Source organism: Clostridium aceticum, from assembly GCF_001042715.1.
GTDB lineage: Bacteria > Bacillota > Clostridia > Peptostreptococcales > Natronincolaceae > Andreesenella > Andreesenella acetica.
Genome location: NZ_CP009687.1, coordinates 2,687,508 through 2,707,936, shown reverse-complemented (window position 1 = coordinate 2,707,936; position 20,429 = coordinate 2,687,508). Strand labels below are relative to the sequence as shown.

Annotated in this window: 15 protein-coding genes; 9 read left to right on the top strand and 6 right to left on the bottom strand. The window is 35.0% G+C overall.

What is annotated here, in order from left to right:
* Positions 1-128: 128 nt before the first annotated feature.
* Complete coding sequence (locus tag CACET_RS12570; protein WP_479722625.1) at positions 129-1,037, top strand: trans-4-hydroxy-L-proline dehydratase activase; 909 nt, start codon at positions 129-131, stop codon at positions 1,035-1,037.
* Between the two features lie 4 nt (positions 1,038-1,041).
* A complete protein-coding gene (gene hypD / locus CACET_RS12565) occupies positions 1,042-3,411 on the top strand; it encodes a trans-4-hydroxy-L-proline dehydratase (RefSeq protein ID WP_044824726.1) in 2,370 nt (789 codons plus the stop codon).
* A 149-nt stretch (positions 3,412-3,560) separates the two neighbouring features.
* On the opposite strand, the gene CACET_RS12560 is transcribed toward hypD, so the two are convergent.
* From CACET_RS12560 to CACET_RS12545, 4 genes are read right to left on the bottom strand one after another with little or no spacing between them, the layout of a single operon-like run.
* Entirely contained in the window at positions 3,561-4,649 is a 1,089-nt protein-coding gene (locus tag CACET_RS12560) for a GerAB/ArcD/ProY family transporter (protein WP_044824727.1), read from the bottom strand.
* Positions 4,650-4,662: 13 nt separating this feature from the next.
* Positions 4,663-4,866 carry a hypothetical protein gene (locus CACET_RS12555; protein WP_144414772.1) on the bottom strand — a complete coding sequence of 68 codons (204 nt, stop codon included), beginning with the start codon at positions 4,864-4,866 and terminating at the stop codon, positions 4,663-4,665.
* Positions 4,866-6,065: a Ger(x)C family spore germination protein gene (locus tag CACET_RS12550; protein WP_044824729.1), complete on the bottom strand. Its 1,200-nt coding sequence runs from the start codon at positions 6,063-6,065 to the stop codon at positions 4,866-4,868. The genes CACET_RS12555 and CACET_RS12550 overlap by 1 nt, the downstream gene beginning before the upstream one ends.
* Before the next feature lie 13 nt (positions 6,066-6,078).
* Positions 6,079-7,608, bottom strand: a complete 1,530-nt coding sequence (locus tag CACET_RS12545; RefSeq protein ID WP_044824730.1) for a spore germination protein — start codon at positions 7,606-7,608, stop codon at positions 6,079-6,081.
* Positions 7,609-7,926: 318 nt separating this feature from the next.
* On the opposite strand from CACET_RS12545, the gene CACET_RS12540 reads away from it, so the two are divergent.
* From CACET_RS12540 to CACET_RS12525, 4 genes are all read left to right on the top strand, one after another.
* On the top strand, positions 7,927-8,547 hold the full coding sequence (locus tag CACET_RS12540; protein ID WP_052661404.1) for a hypothetical protein: 621 nt from the start codon (positions 7,927-7,929) through the stop codon (positions 8,545-8,547).
* 442 nt (positions 8,548-8,989) lie between these two features.
* Positions 8,990-11,182: a family 10 glycosylhydrolase gene (locus CACET_RS12535; RefSeq protein WP_341410218.1), complete on the top strand. Its 2,193-nt coding sequence runs from the start codon at positions 8,990-8,992 to the stop codon at positions 11,180-11,182.
* A gap of 250 nt (positions 11,183-11,432) precedes the next feature.
* Positions 11,433-12,953 (top strand): stalk domain-containing protein, encoded by a 1,521-nt coding sequence (locus CACET_RS19525; RefSeq protein WP_052661406.1) that lies wholly within the window; start codon positions 11,433-11,435, stop codon positions 12,951-12,953.
* Positions 12,954-13,090: 137 nt separating this feature from the next.
* A complete protein-coding gene (locus CACET_RS12525) occupies positions 13,091-14,476 on the top strand; it encodes a hypothetical protein (protein ID WP_044824731.1) in 1,386 nt (461 codons plus the stop codon).
* A gap of 177 nt (positions 14,477-14,653) precedes the next feature.
* Here CACET_RS12525 and CACET_RS12520 read toward each other — a convergent pair whose 3' ends face one another.
* A complete protein-coding gene (locus CACET_RS12520) occupies positions 14,654-15,037 on the bottom strand; it encodes a DUF5658 family protein (RefSeq protein ID WP_242846922.1) in 384 nt (127 codons plus the stop codon).
* A gap of 179 nt (positions 15,038-15,216) precedes the next feature.
* Positions 15,217-16,263 (bottom strand): hypothetical protein, encoded by a 1,047-nt coding sequence (locus CACET_RS12515; protein WP_044824732.1) that lies wholly within the window; start codon positions 16,261-16,263, stop codon positions 15,217-15,219.
* 246 nt (positions 16,264-16,509) lie between these two features.
* Here CACET_RS12515 and CACET_RS12510 point away from each other — a divergent pair, with 246 nt between their 5' ends.
* Genes CACET_RS12510 through CACET_RS12500 form a run of 3 tightly spaced genes read left to right on the top strand, consistent with a single transcriptional unit; the run spans position 16,510 to position 20,397 of the window.
* Entirely contained in the window at positions 16,510-17,271 is a 762-nt protein-coding gene (locus tag CACET_RS12510) for an ABC transporter ATP-binding protein (protein ID WP_044824733.1), read from the top strand.
* On the top strand, positions 17,243-18,433 hold the full coding sequence (locus CACET_RS12505; RefSeq protein ID WP_082058187.1) for an ABC transporter permease: 1,191 nt from the start codon (positions 17,243-17,245) through the stop codon (positions 18,431-18,433). Before CACET_RS12510 ends, CACET_RS12505 begins: the two co-directional genes overlap by 29 nt.
* Before the next feature lie 38 nt (positions 18,434-18,471).
* The gene (locus CACET_RS12500) at positions 18,472-20,397 is read left to right on the top strand and encodes an ABC transporter permease subunit/CPBP intramembrane protease (RefSeq protein WP_044824735.1); all 1,926 of its coding nucleotides are present in this window, start codon (positions 18,472-18,474) and stop codon (positions 20,395-20,397) included.
* Positions 20,398-20,429 lie beyond the last annotated feature (32 nt).

Here is a 20,429-nt window from a genome sequence, read left to right as displayed (position 1 = left end):
TCTACGGTTTCGCCCCAAAACCGTGGGTTGCAAATGTAGCCCTTAGTATATCAAAATTAAGTCCTGATGTTGTTTACCTATATTATAGATGCATGTTTCTAAAGTTAAGTTTAATACACTAAGGGGGGATGGCGGTGAATAAGGCTTTAATTACAAATATACAAAAATATTCTCTTCACGATGGTCCAGGTATAAGAACAACCGTATTTTTAAAGGGTTGTCCTTTAAAATGCATATGGTGTCACAATCCAGAAAATCAATCCTATCATAAGCAGATGATGTATAATAAAGAAAAATGCAATTTATGCGGAGGCTGTCAAAGGAAGTGTAGTATTGGTGCTATCCATATAAAAACAGAAAATATTGATGTGGACTCTGAAAAGTGCAATTTTTGTGAAAACTGTACAGAATTTTGTATAAATAATGCACGTGAAATAGTGGGACAAGAATATACAACTAGTGAACTTATGAAGGAAATTGAAAAGGACAAAATTTTTTATGAACAGTCAGGGGGCGGTGTAACATTTTCAGGGGGGGAAGCTATGCACCAAATAGATTTTCTCCATGAAATTGCAAGAAAGTGTAAGACCAAAGGAATTTCTGTTGCCATTGATACATGTGGACAAGTAAGTTTTCAGCACTTTGAAAAACTATTAGAGGATGTAGATATATTTTTATATGATTTAAAGTTAATGAATTCACAAGAACATAAAAAATACACAGGAGTGCCTAATGAGGTGATTCTTGACAATTTAAAAGAACTTTCTAAAAAAGGTGCAAAGATTTATTTAAGACTCCCATTAATAGAAGGTATAAATACAGACAATGAAAATATAAACGCCATAGTAAAGTTTATTAAAAATCTTAATATAGTACATATAAATTTATTGCCATATCATGAAATTGGCAGTGACAAATATAAAAGGCTAAATATGAAATATGAATATGCTTTAATGAAAAAGCCTAGTGATGAAAGGCTTCAGGAAATAAAAACATTATTTGAGAAAAATAACTTCAAAGTTAAGATAGGGGGATAGCTTTATGGAAAGAGGTATGAATGAAAGAATAAGAAGACTTAGAAAAAACAGTTTAAGTACCCAGCCACATATTTCTATTGAAAGAGCTGTGTTGATCAGTGAAGCTTACGAAAAATATGAGGGAAGTGTTGAAATACCCATACTTAGAGCCCTTGCTTTTAAACACTTTATGGAAAATAGAACTTTATGTATTAATGAAGATGAATTAATCGTTGGAGAAAAAGGGGAAAATCCTCAAGGTGCGCCTACTTATCCAGAAATTTGTTGTCATAGGCTAGAAGACTTTAAAATAATGGATGCTAGGGAAAAAATATCCTTTAAGGTAAGCGATGAAGTTAAGGAGATTCAGGCTAACAAAATAATTCCCTATTGGGAAAAAAGGTCTATTAGGAAAAAGATTTTTGATCATATGACACCTGAGTGGAGAGATTGTTATGAAAATGGTATTTTTACAGAGTTTATGGAACAACGAGGTCCTGGACATACGGTTGCTGATGGAAAAATCTATAAAAAAGGATTTTTAGGTTTTAAAGAAGACATAAAAAGAGCATTAGAAAAACTAGATTTCCACAGTGATACAAGGGCATTTGATAAAAAAGTCCAGCTTGAGGCTATGGCTATATGTTGTGATGCGATAATGATTTATGGAAGAAGATATGCTGAATATGCAAGAAAGCTTTCAGAAATTGAAAAGGATGAAAAAAGACAAAAAGAGCTTTTACTCATAGCTGAAAATTGTGATACTGTTCCAGCCAGTGCTCCTAGGACTTTTTATCAGGCACTTCAAATGTATTGGTTTGTTCACGTAGGGGTTACCACGGAGATGAATACATGGGATGCCTATAGCCCAGGAAGGCTTGACCAGCATCTTTATCCCTTCTATAAAAAAGAAGTTGAAGAAGGAAATCTAAATGAAGAAAAAGCAAAGGAGCTTTTGGAATGTTTTTGGATTAAATTCAACAATCAGCCGGCTCCTCCTAAAGTTGGAATAACCCTAAAGGAAAGTGGCACTTATACTGATTTTGCTAATATAAATACTGGTGGTGTGACGGAAGATGGAGCAGATGGTGTGAATGATATAAGCTACTTAATTTTAGAGGTGATGGATGAACTGAAAATTTTGCAGCCAAGTTCAAATGTTCAAATCAGCAAAAAAACACCTCAGCATTTTTTGAAAAAAGCTTGCGAAGTTTCAAGAAAAGGATGGGGGCAGCCTGCATTTTATAATACTGATGCAATCATTCAGGAACTTCTTGGGGCAGGAAAAACCATCGAAGATGCAAGACAAGGAGGTGCTAGTGGCTGCGTTGAAACCGGAGCCTTTGGAAAAGAAGCCTATATATTAACCGGGTATCTCAATATTCCCAAAATACTGGAGCTAACACTATATAATGGCTTTGATAGGCTATCTGGAAAACAACTGGGACTTACTACTGGAGAAGCGGCGGAGTTTACTACCTATGAAGTACTATTTGAAGCATTCAAAAAGCAATTAAAATATTTTATTGATATAAAAGTACAAGGAAACAATATTATTGAAAATATATATGCAAAACACATGCCGGCTCCCTTTTTATCCGTCATCACCGATGATTGTATCCTCAAGGGAATGGATTATCATGCTGGAGGGGCAAGATACAATACAAACTATATTCAAGGGGTTGGAATAGCTACCATAACTGATAGTTTATCCTCTATAAAATATAATGTCTTTGATAAGAAAAGGTTTACTATGGAGGAACTTATAAAAGCTATGAATGATAATTTCCAAGGACATGCAGCTATTCATAACATTGTATTAAATAAAACCCCTAAGTACGGAAACGACGATGATTATGCTGATGGCATCATGTTGGATGTATTTAATGCTTTTTATCATGAAGTAACTGGCAGAGACAATATGAAGGGTGGGAAATATAGAATAGATATGCTTCCTACAACATGCCATGTTTATTTTGGTGAAGTAATGGAAGCTAGTCCAAACGGAAGACTTCGAGGAAAACCCCTTTCTGAAGGGATTTCTCCTGAAAAAGCAGCAGATCAATATGGTCCTACAGCAGTGATAAAATCAGCAACAAAGATGGATCATTTAAGAACAGGCGGAACCCTTTTAAATCAGAAATTCACGCCATCTGTCGTTGCAGGGGATGAAGGAATAGAAAATATGGCGTCACTCATTAGGTCGTATTTTAGTATGGATGGTCACCATATTCAATTTAATGTAATAGATAGACAAACCTTAATAAAAGCACAAAACAATCCAAAGGAATATAAAGATCTTATTGTAAGGGTTGCTGGATATAGTGATCACTTCCATAATTTAAGTAAGGTACTTCAAGACGAGATCATCGATAGAACAGAACAGGGATTTTAGCTTTAAAAACGCAAATTTATAGAATAGGAAGAATAGAAGTCTTTTAAAAAGTGTCGATAAAGCATCTTTAGAACCAAAATCAAAAGAGAAAAAAAGAGTAAGTATCTGGATGCTAAACAAGGCCTCCCCACGAGGTCTTGTTTGGCATCTTATACTTTCTTGCGTATTTTTCCTACTGCAAAAATTAAAAATGGCAAAATGATGAAAAGCACTACATTAACAGGTGTAAAAACCTTTGCTGAAAATTGTTCCAGCTCAAATCTGCTATTACATATATATAAAGAAAAAATATATATAAAAATAAGAAAAATATTGATAAGGGGCTTGGTATCCGAAAGGTTAAACAAGGACTTTATCATTTGCAATACAATATATGTGAAAACAACAATAATCACAAAATCCGAAGATATCCACATGACTACCACAACTGGCTCAAGCTTTTGTAATATATCAAATAATGATATTTGCTTCACCACAATTAAAAACGGTAGTGGTATACGTTGCGTAATGGAGTAGCCTAATGATCCTACTGTGGAAACTATGAGAATAGTGTTTGTTATTGTAAGAAAAATAATCGTTTGTATTCCCACTTTCTTTATGTTTTCTTTACTACTGATCTTATCACTAATAAAAAATACTATAAAAAAATAGGACAAAATAGCATTGATAGACATACTGGCCTTAGCTATGGGCCATATGCTATCAGAGCTTACAGGCATTAAGTTTTTTACATCAATACTTGGAAAAGTAAAAAGTATCAAGGCAAAAAATATAAAAACAATTATTGGCAAAATAATCTCATTCATCCTAGCAATCACGGTGATACCAGTACGCAGTACAAGGGCCACCAGCAAAATCATTACAATAATAAAAATACTCATATTCACATTGGGAAATATTGATGATACAATCCGTTCACTATAATACCTTGTATATAGTGCTATAATAGCTGTTGTCCACAACATATATATCACTAGTACAATTTTACCCATAATCCTCCCTAAAATATGATTCATCACTTCCATATAGGAAATATCCTTATAATTTTTATATACCGATTGCATCATTAAGACAACCGGTATAAATATCATCAGAGAAACCAACGGTGAGAGCCAGGAAGCTTCTTTTGCTACTTGTGAGGTATAAGTAGCAATCAACCTAATTGCTGGTGAAAATGTGATTGTTAAAAAAAGGAACATTGCCTGTCTAATGGATATCTGTTCTCTGCCTGCCAGCATATAACCTCTCCTTTTATACTTCAAATCCTAATAATTTCAATACCATTACCGAAAAGCTTGGAGCATATGGATTGGATATATAAAACCACCCGAATGTGATCGTGATAAATACTAGTACCATATAGACGATCATTTCTTTTTTTTGTTTTTTACGCCACATGCCCTTTACTTCAAATATGCTAAGTCCAATAACGATAATACTTAAAAGAATCATCACTACTTATCACCACTTTTTCTGGTAATAGGTGTCCTTATATTATAGGTTCTGTTTATTTTGGATTCTACTACAATATTGATTTTAAGCTTTGGAAAAATCTCTTGCCACTCTCCTTGGACACTCTTCCATTTTATTGGATACCTGTGGTAAATAGCAGTTGAAAGACCAAATATATCTACATTATTTTTTTGTCCATACATTAAAACATTTTCTATCTCTGATTTCACAATGTTTTCTTGTTGATGTTGCAGATAACTAATCGTATCTATATTAAAAACATCCTCGGAAGATTGTATCTCCCCTACATTGCTGGACAGACCGATTTTTATTAAAACTTCCGGCATATCCTTATTAAAGGATGGAATAATTTTTGAACGGCTGTCTATGATTTCAAGAGATACCTTGCCGCCCCGCTTATCTGTTACCACAATAATACCAGTTTGTATTTTGTTAATAATCCAATTAAGACCTCTTGATTGTTCTTCACTTAAATAACCTAAGAGTCTCCCCCCTTGAAATACAGCAAATCGATCCAAAAGAAGATCTTTTTTTTCTTCTTCACCTTTTTCTCTATCAATCAAGTTGCTCAGTCTGATACTTGGTAAATAAGCAGATGCAAATTCATTATCAAACATTTGTAACAGCTTTACCAGTTCCACTTCAGCAGAAAGTGAGTTTGCTCCTATGGCATCCATTAGAATGTTTAGTCTTTCGGATATAAAATGCTCACTTGTGTTTCCTGTATCAATTACTTCCTTTGCAGTTCCATCCCTGACAACAATAACTTTTGCATTAAGTCTTAACTCATGGTCGCGAACAAAAAAATCAAGATATTTTAGGACATCTTCCTTTGCGGCATCTTCACCTATCAAAATGAATTCAACATGACCAAAGAATAAATTTTTATCCGTAAATGTGGAAAACTTTCTGATTGCCTCAAATACTGTCTCACCTTCGACACTCATGGTATTAGCCACTTCTGGTTCACCACCTCCAGCTTCACGTGTTCCTGTTTCAGCTTTTTTTGAAGTAATGGTGATCCTTACGCCAGTATGCTCTCCTTGTGTCCTATCTATGGCAACTACCCTTATAAACTCAACCTTATCAATCTCGGCTTTGCCATAAATTGATGGATCACACCCAGAAGCAAATACTGCTATAAGGACTAAGAAAACAATAGCTATAATAGTTCTTTGCATTTCTAAACCTCCATCATTCCTGCCTTTTTTTGTTAGTAGTTTTTAGATTAATAGGACGTTTCGTGAAAAATTGGACTGGAAGCCTAAATAAAGTATCCTGCACTTGTTTTTGGTCAGTTCCTGAAAAGGGTGAAAGATAGGGAATTCCATAGGTTTCTAATGTACTTAAGTGAAATAACAGCAGCAGCATGGCCATGCTCAAACCAAAAAGCCCCATAATACTGCTAAAGATAACTAAAATAAACCTCCATAGCCGTAAGGCATTTGAAAAATCTTGATTAGGCATGGTAAATGTAGCAATAGCTGTAATCGCTATTACAACAACAACTGCCGGGGAGACTAACTTTGCTTCTACCGCTGACTGTCCTACCACTAAAGCACCAACAATAGAAACTGCCTGCCCTATTGTTTTGGGCAGTCTCAATCCTGCTTCTACCAGTATTTCAAAGGCAATGAGCATTAGTATTACTTCAACAAATGTTGGAAAAGGCACCCCTTCTTTGGACCCTACGATGGAAAGTGCCAACTCCGTGGGGATCATTTCATGATGAAATGTTGTAACTGAGATATAAAAAGAGGGTAATACCAGTGTCACCAATACAAGAACATAGCGAAGCAATCTTATAATGGAACTGATCAAATAATTCTGGGCATAATCCTCTGGTGCCTGAAGAAACTGGACAAATGTAGCGGGTATGATATAGACCGCAGGTAGTCCATCAATGATTAAGCCCACTCTTCCCTGTAACACATTAGAGCAAAATTTATCTGGTCTTTCGGTTGTTAACACTTGGGGAAATACGGAGTAATGATTATCGATAATATTTTCTTCAACATATGTTGTTGTTATGATTCCATCGATATCAATACGATCAAGTCTTTTCTTTACTTCATCTACTATTGTTTTATTTGTAAGCTCACTTATATATACGATTGCAATGTCGGTCATGGACTGCCGCCCGACAATCGTTTCTTCAATAACAAGTTTTTCAGATTTTATTTTTCTCCTGATGGTAGCGGTATTGGTTCTCAATGTTTCAACAAAGGCATCTTTTGATCCTTTAATGACATTCTCTCCTGTAGGTTCCTCAATCCCTCTTTTTTCAAATCCCTGTGTATAGTAAGTAATGGCTATCTTTTCTTCATCAAAGACGATTGCTGTACTGCCATTTAATATATCTTGTACAACATCTTCAATTTTCAATCTTCTTTCCTTCATGGGAAAGTATATGATTTCATCTTCAATAAGTTGTACGGTATCCTTTAAATTGCTTATGAGACCTAGCCTAGGGTCCAGTATGAGAGGCTTAAAAATATAGTTACTCATCTGATCTAAGTCTACTAAGCCATCAACAAATACTACTGTAACGGGAAGCGTATGATTTCCATTGATATAGATATCTCTAAAAATAACATCTTTATTTCTACCAAGAATTTTATGTAAATTTTTAACGGTTAGTTCAGTCTCGGTGCTTTCAGTATTTTCAGTATCACTTAATGTCGGATAAGATTGTTTGCTTTTACTTTTTCTTCTAGGAGACATGATTCCATCACCACACTTTTTTTAGTATTATCTACAGACATTACTAAAAATAATCATACTTTTCCATCTTAGCAAACAAGAGAATGAGGGCTTGTTTAACAATGTAAAGAATTTAGAGCAGGGGGGGCGTTAGTGTTTTGGCTTTTTATACCAGGAGATGTGCCTTCAAAAAAAGGGAACGAAAATGAAGTTATCTCCGTCTAATAAGTGAAGAAAAGAAAGGAGGAAGGTTTGGTAAAATAAATCGAATAGGAAATCTATTGCAGTTATAAAGCCATTTAAATACAAAGTAAAACCAAAATAAGGAGGAATTATTTTATGATTAAATCAAAATTTACAAAAACCCTGGTCGTAGGTATATGCTTTGCGGCATTATCATCTAGCATGGCTTTTGCTAGTGGAGATGGGAGTCAACCATCATTAGTATCAGACCAGATGCCGGTTGAGCAGGTTGAAGTGGATGAAAGACAGGTTGAGAATTTGCTTGAGATGCCAGTAGATTCTTCTGATGCTTCAATTTCATATCTAGCTTTAGAGCCTAGAGAAATCACCGAGGAAATAGTAGAAAAACAAAAGGAAGTTGATCAGTACTTATTTGAAGAGAACAATGGAGAAATTAGCCAGAAAGGCTTCAAAGCCACACACACAGCGCCATTCGATGATTATGTTGAAATAGGTATTACACCCTATAGTGAAGAAAATGCCGAATACCTCTATGAAATATTCGGCAGAGATATGATTCAAATTGTTGAGGGGCAAGAAGCTGAACTGTACAGTACAACGGTAGTTTCTGGTGGAATTGAAGCTGATGTTGTTATGACTAGAAGTGAAGGAACACCTAAATCTAGGGCATCGAATACTCCCCTCTATCTTATAGGTGGAAGTGTACTAATCGGTGCAGGGATTATAAGTAAACGCAAAATAAAGTTACAAAAATAATGAAATAACCAAATCATAGGCGTTAACTTAATACAGTTATTACCAAAATTCTCTCCTAATGTCACCCTGAGGGTAGCGAAGGATCTTGGAGTAACGAAGGATAAGAAGTTATGGTTTGAGTTAACGCTAATGATAACCAAATACCACTATTGATAATCTGTCAATAGTGGTATTTCATTAAATAACACTTCTTATGAAATGAATGTGTAGTAAAATTAAAATGATTTTAAAACAGTACCAGTGTTTTAAAAAAATAATTTCTCATGATAAGATAGACAGTAATTAACTTATCTACTAAATTTTTCACGGTTTGTTAATTTATAAGGTCTATAAATGGATGGAAAATTTTGATATAATTACCGATAGTTATAACCTGTTTATGACAACGCTTTTTAGAGGTTATTAACTTAGTAAATCGATAATTAAAAAGGGGGACTTAACGTTGATTAAAGGTAACTTAAATAAGCTTATCAGTATTTGTATTGTTATTATGCTGATGGTGGCTGCTCTGCCTATCCATGGTTTTGCAGCATCAAACCCATGGGATCCATACAACCGATACTTACCAAATCAAACACCGACTGCCAAAAGACACCTCAGAGGAACTTGGGTTTCTACTGTTGTAAATCTGGACTGGCCATCAGTGGAAACTAGAAACATAGGAAACGATAACCAACGCATCCAAAAAAGTAAGGAAGAGTTTATTGCTATCTTGGACAAAGCAGTTGAGATGAATATGAACGCTGTTTTCTTTCAAGTGAGTGCTGAGGGAGATGCTTTTTACAAATCTAATATTGTACCTTGGTCCCGTTATCTTACAGGAACCTTTGGTAAGGACCCTGGCTTTGACCCCTTAGCTTTTGCTATAGAGGAGGCCCATAAACGAAACCTTGAACTTCATGCATGGTTTAATCCCTACAGAATATCAATGAATACAAGTGATTCTACGATAGCCTCCCTTAACATAAATAAAAGTGTTTACAAGGAACATCCAGAATGGATTAGGACCTCCATGTCTAGATTTGTTGTAGACCCAGGTATTCCTGAAGCAAGGGAGTGGGTAATGAAAAGAGTTATGGAGGTAGTAAATAATTACGATATCGATGGTGTGCACTTTGACGATTATTTCTATTACGAAAGTTACTTAGGGGAATTACAAGATCAAGATACCTTTAGCAAATATAACTTAGGTCAGTTTTCAAATCTAGGAGATTGGAGAAGAAACAATACTTATTTGTTGGTAAAGGAGCTTTCAAATAAAATAACAACAACAAAGCCTTGGGTAAAGTTTGGTATAAGCCCTGCGGCGGTCTGGGCCAATAAAAGGGACGGACATTCTAGTGGTTCCAATACCAGTGCTGGTCTCCCTAACTATGATAGAAGCTTTGCAGACACGAAAAAATGGGTACAAGAGGAGCTGATCGATTATATCGCTCCACAGATCTATTTTACCTTTGCTAACCCCAGTGCTCCCTATGGGGAAGTTGCTGAATGGTGGTCCAACGTTATAAAAGGAAGAAATGTACATCTGTATATAGGACAGGCGCTTTATAAGGTAAATGACAATGCCGATCAATATTTTCTGGGAAATGATGCTGTTGAAGAATTTATCCGACAACATAAATATAATGTTGTCAAGCCTGAAGTAATGGGCAGCATCATGTTTAGATTTCAAAATTTTAATGATCCCAATAAGCAGCAGGTAGTAAATATGATCAAGGAGGATTTATGGTCAACAAGATCCTTGGTTCCTGTTATGCCTTGGAAGGGAGGGAAGGCTCCTCAAAGTCCTACTCAGGGCAGGATAGAGGCTCTTTCAAATGGAATAAGGCTTTCATGGGTTGATAAAGATCCCAATACAGCTTACTATGCAATTTATCGAATAGATAAAAATAGTAAAATAGACGTTGAATCTGATGAAAGTGCTGCAAAGCTAGTAACAACTGTAAGAAAAAGCAATAAGGATATTCAGGAATTTGTAGATAGAGGGAATAATGATCCTAGTAAGGTAGCCTATGTAGTTACTGCCCTTGACAGACTTCATAATGAAAGTAAAGAGCTTATCATTAGTATAGATCAGTCCACCTATTTTTCCGATGTGAAGGATCAATACGCTTGGGCGATTAAGGCTATTGATGGTCTCTATGAAAGAGGTATAGTAAGTGGCATGGGGGATGGAAGATTTGCTCCACAAAACAACGTGACCCGTGCTGATTTCCTAATTATGGTGATGAAATCCTATGGTATAGAGCTGGACGCTCAGATCACTGATAATTTCCTTGATGCCGGAAATAAGTATTATACCAGCTACCTTGGAACAGCAAAAAGACTTGGACTTGTATCAGGGGTAGGGGATAATCTCTATCTACCTGAAGCAACAATAACACGTCAGGATATGTTTGTTATCCTCTACAAAGTATTAGACAAGTTGGAACAACTTCCAGAGGAGATGCGCAGCGGTAGATCTCTTGATAACTTCAATGATACAGGAGAGATTGCGAACTATGCAGTAGAAGCGATGAAATGCTTTGTAGAAACTGGAATGATTCAAGGGGATGGTGTACACCTAAGGCCTAGGGCCACTTCTACAAGGGCAGAAGCAGTACAGGTACTGTATAATCTGCTTTTTAAGTAAAAAAGGAATAAGAAAAACTCTTGAAACACTTAGCTACTACATGATGTAGTAGCTAAGTGTTTTTTGTTAAATATCTGTTTTTCAGATAAATATTGGGGAACAAATAATATATAAGTTACGTCTAATAATTAAAGGATTGCAGAAAGGAGGAGTAGAGTCTTTAGCTAAGAATGTATTGTTAAGATAAAAAAACGAAAATTATCATACAAATGTAATCATATAGTAGCAAATAAATGAGGAGGGAAAGTTTATGATTAAATCAAATTTTAAAAAGGCTGCTGTAATTGGGATGTGTTGCACAATGATTTCGTCGGGTGCTGTTTCAGCTATGCCAAGGGATATTGCATCAAATAGAATCCTGCCAAGTATAGAAATAGGAATAGAAAGTCATCTGTTAGAAAAACAGAAGGAGATTGATCAATATGTTTTTGTTACCCATGTTGAAGAAATCGCTGAGGCAGGCTTTACTGTAACCCATACAGGACCTAGGGAAAACTATGTTGAGGTAGGGATTTTACCTTATGATGAAACCAATGCCAATTATCTTTATCAGCTATTTGGAAAAGAACAAGTAAGCGTTGTTGAAGGGATACAAGCGGTCACATTACCGATAGACCAATTACCCTATCAAAGTAATGTGGTAATAGAGGATAGAGGTGTGGAGATTCAAGTAAACGGTCGAAAAATACAAACAAGTGTAAAGCCATTTATTCAAGAGAATCGAACATTAATACCTTTACGAGGAGTTATGGAGGAGTTGGGAGCAAAGGTCGAGTGGCATCCAGAGGAAAGGATTGTCAAAGTACTTACAGAGGATGTAAATATCGAATTAGCTGTAGGTGAAAATACTGCAAAGATAGTAAAAAATATTAATGGAACATACAAGGAAGAAACCTTAAAATTAGAAGTTCCAGCAAAAATTGTGGAGGGGCGTACCTTTATTCCTGGCAGGTTTGTTACCGAAAGCTTAGGAGCAAAGGTGGAATGGGATAGTGTGTTGCGTATAATGAAAATTAAAACTAATGCTAATATGGATATACCTTCTGTTGAAAAGATAATAGACTTCGAGATAGTAGCATCTGAAATCATTGAGGAAAATAAGCTTGTATCAAAATGGTATCAAGATAACCTAGCTACAGAGGGGATTTATTCTCTGACAGATGGAGAGTGGAAGTATATCCTAGTGGCAGCTGGAGAGAAACCAACTGGAGGTTATAATCTGCAAATAGATAGTATTACTGAGGTAATACCAAAAACAGCCTATGTTTACGCTACATTAAGATATCCAGACAAAGGAGACTTTGTCACCCAGGCATTGACCTATCCACATGCTGTAGTCAGATTTCATAAGGGTGATATAGAGAAAGTCCAAGGGGACTTGGTAGAGCTGCAACAGGATGGTGATGACATAATTCAAGATGAAATTGGTGAGTCATTAGAAGAAATGGGAAAAATGATACCTATTGATTCTATTCAAGAAATGAAACTATATAGTTTGATGCAAGAAGAAATAAAGACCTTTACCGCAGAAGAGATAGATGAAATAGTTAATCAATTAAATACAAGCCCAACCTATAATGGAGCATATATTCTTATGCTGGCGGGGAATAACATAAGAATAACTTTAGAGGGGGGAGATAGTATCCAACTGACTAGCTACGGTTTTAAAGATCACGTTATCATGGCAGGAGAAGTAGATGGTAAGCATATATCCTATTGCATTGTAAGTCCAGAAGTTGGTAGTATTCTTTTAAGTAACATAGATTTATAAAAAACATTTAAGAAATAACGTGTTACCATCATACAGCTATGATGATAGCACGTTATTTCATTTCTGCAAAATCTTGCACCTTCTCTGTCTTACTACATATTATGTAAAAAGTGAGACTTTTTAAGGAGGAGGATTATATGATAGAACTTACTTTAGTGCATTGGATATATGTAATTATGGTACTGGTGATATTGGGTATTTTATTAATGCGAAAGGATATTGCTATTCCATGTATACTAGGCGTGTTTTTTATAGGCTTAGCTTCTCAACAAGGTATTGCTGGATCAACGGCTTCTATCTTCCGTGCCTTAATTGTTTCGGCTACGGAGCTTCTCAACATTATTATGATCATATCCCTTATTGTCGCAATGTCTAAACTTTTGGATAAGCTGCATGCTACTGAACTCATGGTGAGTCCTTTCACAAAGTTAGTAAAAACCCCTGATCAAGCTTTTTGGTTTATTGGCATCACAATGCTGCTGGTTTCTTGGTTTTTCTGGCCATCCCCCGCTACCCCTCTGATTGGTGCAGTTTTATTACCTATAGCCTACAAAGTAGGTTTACCTGCCATCGGTGCGGCTGTAGCGATTAATTTATTTGGCCATGGTGTTGCTCTATCAACCGATTTTGTTATTCAAGGGGCACCTGCATTAACTGCAAATTCAGCAGGTGTAGATATAACAGAGGTGATGCTTAAGGGTGGTCCGTTATTTTTAGTTATGTCGGTTGTTACAGTTGTTTCAGCATATATTCTATTGAAAAGGGATATAAAAAATGGCACCATAAAACCTATAGAAAAATCTTTTGTGGAAAAAAGTAAAAAGCAGCCAATAAAAACTTCTACTAAAATTGCTGCTATTTTAGTGCCATTGGCGTTTTTGTTCAATATTATAGCTATGTTTTCGTTAGGACTTAGGGGTGGAGGTGCTACTGCTCTTATTGGAGGGACAGCAGCTCTTGTTCTAGTAGTTTTATGTATTATTGAATACAAGCAACGGGCTTTAAGTCATATCACAGAATTTATCCGAGAAGGATTTGTTTTCGGTATGAAAATTTTTGGTCCCATTATTCCTATTGCTGCTTTTTTTTTCATGGGTGATTTAGACTCTTTCGCCAGTGTGATGGGCAGTAATGTGTTACCTGAAGCTTCTCAAGGAATTTTAGCTGATTTAGGTGCTTATATGGCTTCTGTTGTATCGATGAATAGACCCATAACCGCCATTATGGAGATGATTATTGGAGGAATAACAGGATTGGATGGTTCTGGTTTTTCAGGCATTGCTCTATCGGGTTCTTTAGCTAGAGTCTTTGGTATCGCTGTAAATGGCAGTATAGCAGTACTAGGAGCATTGGGTCAAATTAGTGCTGTATGGATTGGCGGAGGAACAATTATACCTTGGTCAGGTCTTATTGCAGTAGCTGCTATCTGTGAAGTATCACCTATGGAGCTAGCTAGAAGAAATCTAGTTCCTGTTGCAATAGGTTTAACTGTTACAACAATATTAGCAATGTTTTTAATATAATCAGGCTAGGAGCAAGGACTTATCTGATAAAATAGAATTAGTATTGTTTAACAATGGGAAAAAGACTTATTTTTAAAAACTGAATTTGGATATAGTAAAATTATGTTTTTATTTAAAATACTTAATGAAGAAGGAAATAATTGAAAAAACATTGAGAGTATAGGGTGTCCTACATTCTCAATGTTTTTTTAGCAAAGGTAAGAACAAAGGATTATCTAGCAAAACGGGAAGTATAGCAAACCAAAGGAGATGGGATAGATTAATTAGAGCATATACTGCTATGGCTCCACTGATAAGAAGATTAGACTTTTTTAGTTGTTCTGCTGTTGCTTTCTGGATTCTGAAATATATCATTATAAGAAGAACAGCAGGCAATATAATCTTCAGTAGAAGACTAGCGATAGGACTTTCTACGACGCTAGCCATAAAAGCATTAATTTCTATGTACAAGCCAGTCCGCAAAAGCAAAAGAGTAAAGATGATATCTGTTACATTCAGCAGATAAAGTATTAAAAGTTTGCTTTTTATACTTTCAAGAGAACAGTTCTTTATAAAAGTCATTATTGGAAACACCTCCAGTAGAGAAGTGTTTCCATCTATTATTATTCTAATCTTAAGAATAGAAGCTTATTTAAAGAGTAGCAGAATTAATCGTGAAAATATATTTCAAAGTGAAGAAGAAAGTAGAATCATAAAAGCTTTTAAGATGACAATAGACACGTAGAGAATTTTTAAATTATCTAAGTTGCTAAATCAATCTGCTGTATGATACCAACAGTAGCATTTTCCTTAACATAAATGCTAGAGCGACTAACTTGTCCATGCAGTTGATTTTGTCCGTCCTTGATATCAAACGGTGTTTGTATACCACCTAAATAAATGGCTCCTATACCCAGTTCCCCCAAGGCAAATAATTGATCAGAACCATTTTCATCTTTTGTCCAGATCATCAATTTGTCATAAATAGAATCATTCTCGTCAATCCACCCGTTTCCGTCTTCATCATACTGAGCAAGTTCTTGAAAGCCGTTTCCTGTGCTAGGACCAAACAACTCACTTCCATCATTAATTTTCCCATCACCATTCAAATCTATGGCTAAAAAACCACTTCCTGGTTTTAAGTAGGATATTTGTTCCATTTTACCATCCATGGTCAAATCAAAGCTGAATTTTTGTTCTGATAACCCTACGCCCTTACCATTAAAATTGATAACAAGGGGATCTACGACTACAGCATCGCCGGCACGAAAATGAATACTATGATGTTCAGCAAAGGAACGACTCATAGTTAAATTTACTGAAAAATTGATTTCTCGACCGTCAGCGGTTCGTATGATACCCGATGAAGTGAACTCCATTCTTTCTGTTTCAATATAACTTTCTCGATAATCATAAACTATTCCCCAGCCGGAAGATTGTTGTTGATTAGGAATATCAGGAAACTGAAAACCTTCTGTTTTTATCTTTCCAAAATCAGGTATAAAGAACTGCAATCTTTTTTTAAGTAAAGCCTCCAGTAATGTTTGAAGTAACAGCATTTTTTGTTTATGAATATCAGGAATCTCTAATGCATCTTCTTGAAAAGCCTGTTTTTTTACTGCTAATGTTTCCTGATACATGGATAGTGCCTCCTCAGATACAGTTAGTGTATCTGAGGAAAATAAGTTACCTTGACTATCGCCAGCAGGGCTATTTCCAATCCATGCTGTCATACTCTCGCTTTTTTCGTACCTTTCTTGACGCTTGTGTTGAGAATGCATAAGGATATTTGAACTTTCTATAATCATATAAACGCTCCTTCCATAAATTGTATCTATTACTTTATTTATCGGAAATCAAATGTCAAAGGTATATAGTTTTATTTAAATAAATTGAAATAAGTTCCATTTATTTTAAAGAATGTAATTTCAAAAAAATGGAACTTGTGTTGAAAATCCTTGCAATAACTAGTACAATAAAATAGTATATAATTAAACAATTATATGAAATTTTATAGCAAAAAAAGTGATGAAAAATGGAGTTGAAAATGACCTATGATAAAAGTAATGAATATCAAAAAAAAATTTTATGATAAAAAACATGGAGACTTCTATGCAGTAGATGACGTTAGTTTCCAGATAGAAAAGGGAGAGATATTTGGGTTGTTAGGTCCTAATGGAGCAGGTAAAACTACTCTCCTTAGAATTATGGCTACCATTATGCAGCAATCTACAGGGCAAATTATTGTCAATGGTTATGATACAAAAGAACAGCCGGAGGAAGTAAAAAAGTCCATTGGTTTCTTGTCGGGTAATACGAAGCTCTATAAAAAGTTAACACCAGTTGAAACCATGAAGTTTTTTGGAAAATTCTATGATATACCTAAAAAGGTCATGGAAAAAAGAATAGAGGAGATTATATATAGTCTGCAAATGCAGGATTTTAAAGACAGAATAATAGAAAAGTTATCCACCGGTCAGGTGCAAAAAACATCTATAGCAAGGTGCATGATTCATGATCCAAATATATATATACTGGACGAACCTACCTTAGGACTGGACATTCTTACCAGCAGAACCATCATAGACTTTATTAAAAAGAAAAAGGAAGAAGGGAAGACGATTATTTTTTCAACTCACTATATGGAGGAAGCAGATTCCTTATGTGATAGGATTGCTTTGATCCATAAAGGGAAAATAATAGAAACAGGAAGGATAGAAGACCTTAAAGAAAAAACAAGACAAACAAATATAAGAGATATATTTTTAACGTATATAGACAGGAGAGATGGGGTATATGAGCTTCCAGAAAATTAACTTAATATGGAGCAAAGAAATGAAATCTCTATTTAGGGATAAAAAAGCTCTGCTCACTATATTCTTACCGATTCTTATTTATCCAGTCATCATGATATTTTTTATAGGCTTTTCTACGATAGTGCAGTCAAATTTAGATGAAAATATGAGTATTATCGCTATAGAAGGTACAGTAAACGAGGCTTTTGTAAAAGTACTAAGAGAAGATGAAAAGATAAAGATTGTCAGTTTATCTTCAGAGGAGGATATGGATCAGATCAATGAAGGAAATTTACACGCGATAATTACTATGACACTAAATGATAATATAGAGAGCTATACAGTAAACTATAATTCAACAATAGAAGCAAGCGAAAGAGCTGCCAATAGAGTTAGAGGAAGCTATAGATCTTATGAAGAAAAAGTAAAAGAAGATAAGTTTAATCATAGGAATATAGACAAAAAAATAAAAGATATTGTTTCTATCGAAATGATAGAAATGTCAGAAACCGGAGACGCTTCAGCTAGAATCTTGTCCATGCTGCTAGGCACACTGGTACCATTTATATTAATCATCTACTCTATCATTGGTACCTACACTATAGCTTCAGATTTAAGTGCAGGAGAAAAAGAGAGAGAAACACTAGAAACAATATTTTCCGTCCCAGCAAAAAGGTTTGAAATCATCATGGGAAAACTCTTTGCCTGTGTCACAGTGGGAATGATCAGTGGACTTGTGAATATTGTAGCCATGTTTCCACTCTTATATGTATTGTTAAAGAGTATTGCAGATCTAAATGTTTCTTTATCTGTGTACTTAGTTTTGTTTCTGTTTATGATGCTTTTGCCTATAATGATTATGGCTAGTGCTTTTTTAATAGGCATAGGTCTATTTGCAAAGACTTATCAAGAAGCCCAGAACTATGGCTCAGTATTTTTGATTTTATTTATGTTCCCTTGCTATCTTGCCCTTATTCCAGACATTGAGATCACAACCCTCACTCTATTTATACCTATAACAAATGCTATATTGGTGATGAGGGAGGCGTTTTTGGGGGATTACAACTTAGTCAATATAGGTATCACACTGTTGATGAATTTGGCAATATCGGCGATAGCTATTGTAACCATGAAGGGACTTTTTAAATCAGATTGGGTGATTTTCAGAGGGGAAAAAGGATAGAGAAAACAACCATAATGTCGCAATATAGGAGATGGCGTATGAACTTTTTCGTAGTAAAAAATTTATTTAAAAAAGAAATTCTTGCACTTTCAAGAAATAAAAGAGTATTGCTAGGATTGATTCTTCCCGTCTTATTGGTGCCAATATTATTTCACGGTTATAATCAAGTGAAAGATATTACCACAAGAGGCTCTGAAGAAGCGTTAAGCAGAATCTATTTTGTAGGAGATATGCCTAGTGAAGTAAAAGATTTTATAAAAGAGGATGCTAGACTTGAGACAATAACGAATATAGATGATTATGAGAAGGAAATTAGAAATCAAAATTTAGATTTGGCTTTGGAATATATTTATTCGGACGATACCCATAAGTTTCAACTCAAATATGATTCTGGAAGAAGCGGCGGAAGAAGAGCCAGTGAAAGAATTGAAAACTATTTACTAGATTTCAAGGAGTCGGAACAATTAAGACTATTAAGTCTTGCCAATGAAGATGCATCAATACTAAATCCAATAAACCTAGAAATGAAGGATATTGCAAAGCAAGAAGAGCTTTTAAAGCATTCTTTAAGTAATATCATTCCGCTTTTATTAACTTTGTATGCCTTACTATCCGTAGTTAACTTTGCTATTGAATTAACCACAGCAGAAAAGGAATCAGGAACATTAGAGACATTATTTTCTGTTCCTATAAAAAGGAAAGAACTGGTGGTGGCCAAATTAATGGCCTGTGTATTATTTGGTATAGCGGCTATGGTTTTAAGCTTATTGGTACTCCTCATACTTATGCCAAGGATGGTAGACACAGGTATACTACATTTAGCAGCAGAACCTTCTACTATAATTACATTGTTATTTACTTTGCTTCCTCTTGTAGTAATGGGGGCGGGGGTAAGTATAGGAGTGGGCATGTTTGCAAATAGCTATAAAGAGTCAGGAGCTTATATAACACCTCTGGTTTTTATTTTTATGATACCAGCCTATATAGGCAGTACTCCAGGTTTAGAGCTAAATTCTTTTTATGCTGTCCTTCCTATTCTAAATTCTACCCTCCTTATAAAATCGGTGTTTGTAGGAGGGGTAAGTATAAACTTGTTAGCTATTACCCTTGTTACAAACACTTTGTTTTCAGTATTGAGTCTTACATTTATGTTTAAAGTGTTTGGAACAGAAAAATTATTATTTGGAATGGGTAAAGGAACCTCCTTTAAGCTAAAAAGAAAAGAATTAAAAGCAAGAGATTTGATAGAGGTAGAAGACATATTTATAAGTCTAGCTATAATTGTAATACTAAGTATATATATGAGTATTGCATTAGCAGAGCCCTTGGGAATAGTAGAAAATACGTTGTTTATTCAGTATGTTATATTTGCTGCTATACCTATAGGAATCATATGGTATCTTAAAGCATCACAAAAGAAAAGCTTAGGACTTAAAAAACCTTCTGCAGAAAAGATATTGGGTGGTGTTTTTCTTTGGGTAGCAGCCTTTAGCTTAATACTGATATATCAAATAATTATAACACCCTATATACCACAAGCCCCTACTTTAGTAGAGTTAGAAGCTCAGCTTAATGCTCTAAGCCCCTTAAGTAGATTCTTTTTTATAGCAGTTACTCCTGGGATATGTGAAGAGATATTGTTTAGAGGATTTGCATTTAGACCTTTAGAAAAAAACTTTGGTCCCAAATGGGCAATTCTTATAACATCTGTGATCTTTGCAGTGGTGCATTTAGATTTTGTTAGGTTACTGCCTACGTTTTTACTGGGTTTGGTTTTTGGATATTTAGCCTATAAAACAGGATCTCTTTATCCATCCATATTTCTGCATATACTCAACAATGGGTTTGCGATATTCACTCCTATTGACATGCCGGTAAGCATATTAAATTTATCCATTTTATTCATTATATCTTTTATGATAGGATATAAAATACTAGAAAAAAAAGAAAACTATCTTACATGATAAAAAGACATCAATTGATGTCTTTTTATCAT

Bases quoted from the DNA above. Each gene is read 5' to 3' on its own strand.
- CACET_RS12570 (WP_479722625.1), top strand. From the start codon at position 129: ATGGCGGTGAATAAGGCTTTAATTACAAATATACAAAAATATTCTCTT.
- hypD (WP_044824726.1), top strand. From the start codon at position 1,042: ATGGAAAGAGGTATGAATGAAAGAATAAGAAGACTTAGAAAAAACAGT.
- CACET_RS12560 (WP_044824727.1), bottom strand. From the start codon at position 4,649: ATGCTGGCAGGCAGAGAACAGATATCCATTAGACAGGCAATGTTCCTT.
- CACET_RS12550 (WP_044824729.1), bottom strand. From the start codon at position 6,065: ATGCAAAGAACTATTATAGCTATTGTTTTCTTAGTCCTTATAGCAGTA.
- CACET_RS12545 (WP_044824730.1), bottom strand. From the start codon at position 7,608: ATGTCTCCTAGAAGAAAAAGTAAAAGCAAACAATCTTATCCGACATTA.
- CACET_RS12540 (WP_052661404.1), top strand. From the start codon at position 7,927: ATGATTAAATCAAAATTTACAAAAACCCTGGTCGTAGGTATATGCTTT.
- CACET_RS19525 (WP_052661406.1), top strand. From the start codon at position 11,433: ATGATTAAATCAAATTTTAAAAAGGCTGCTGTAATTGGGATGTGTTGC.
- CACET_RS12525 (WP_044824731.1), top strand. From the start codon at position 13,091: ATGATAGAACTTACTTTAGTGCATTGGATATATGTAATTATGGTACTG.
- CACET_RS12520 (WP_242846922.1), bottom strand. From the start codon at position 15,037: ATGACTTTTATAAAGAACTGTTCTCTTGAAAGTATAAAAAGCAAACTT.
- CACET_RS12515 (WP_044824732.1), bottom strand. From the start codon at position 16,263: ATGATTATAGAAAGTTCAAATATCCTTATGCATTCTCAACACAAGCGT.
- CACET_RS12510 (WP_044824733.1), top strand. From the start codon at position 16,510: ATGATAAAAGTAATGAATATCAAAAAAAAATTTTATGATAAAAAACAT.
- CACET_RS12505 (WP_082058187.1), top strand. From the start codon at position 17,243: ATGGGGTATATGAGCTTCCAGAAAATTAACTTAATATGGAGCAAAGAA.
- CACET_RS12500 (WP_044824735.1), top strand. From the start codon at position 18,472: ATGAACTTTTTCGTAGTAAAAAATTTATTTAAAAAAGAAATTCTTGCA.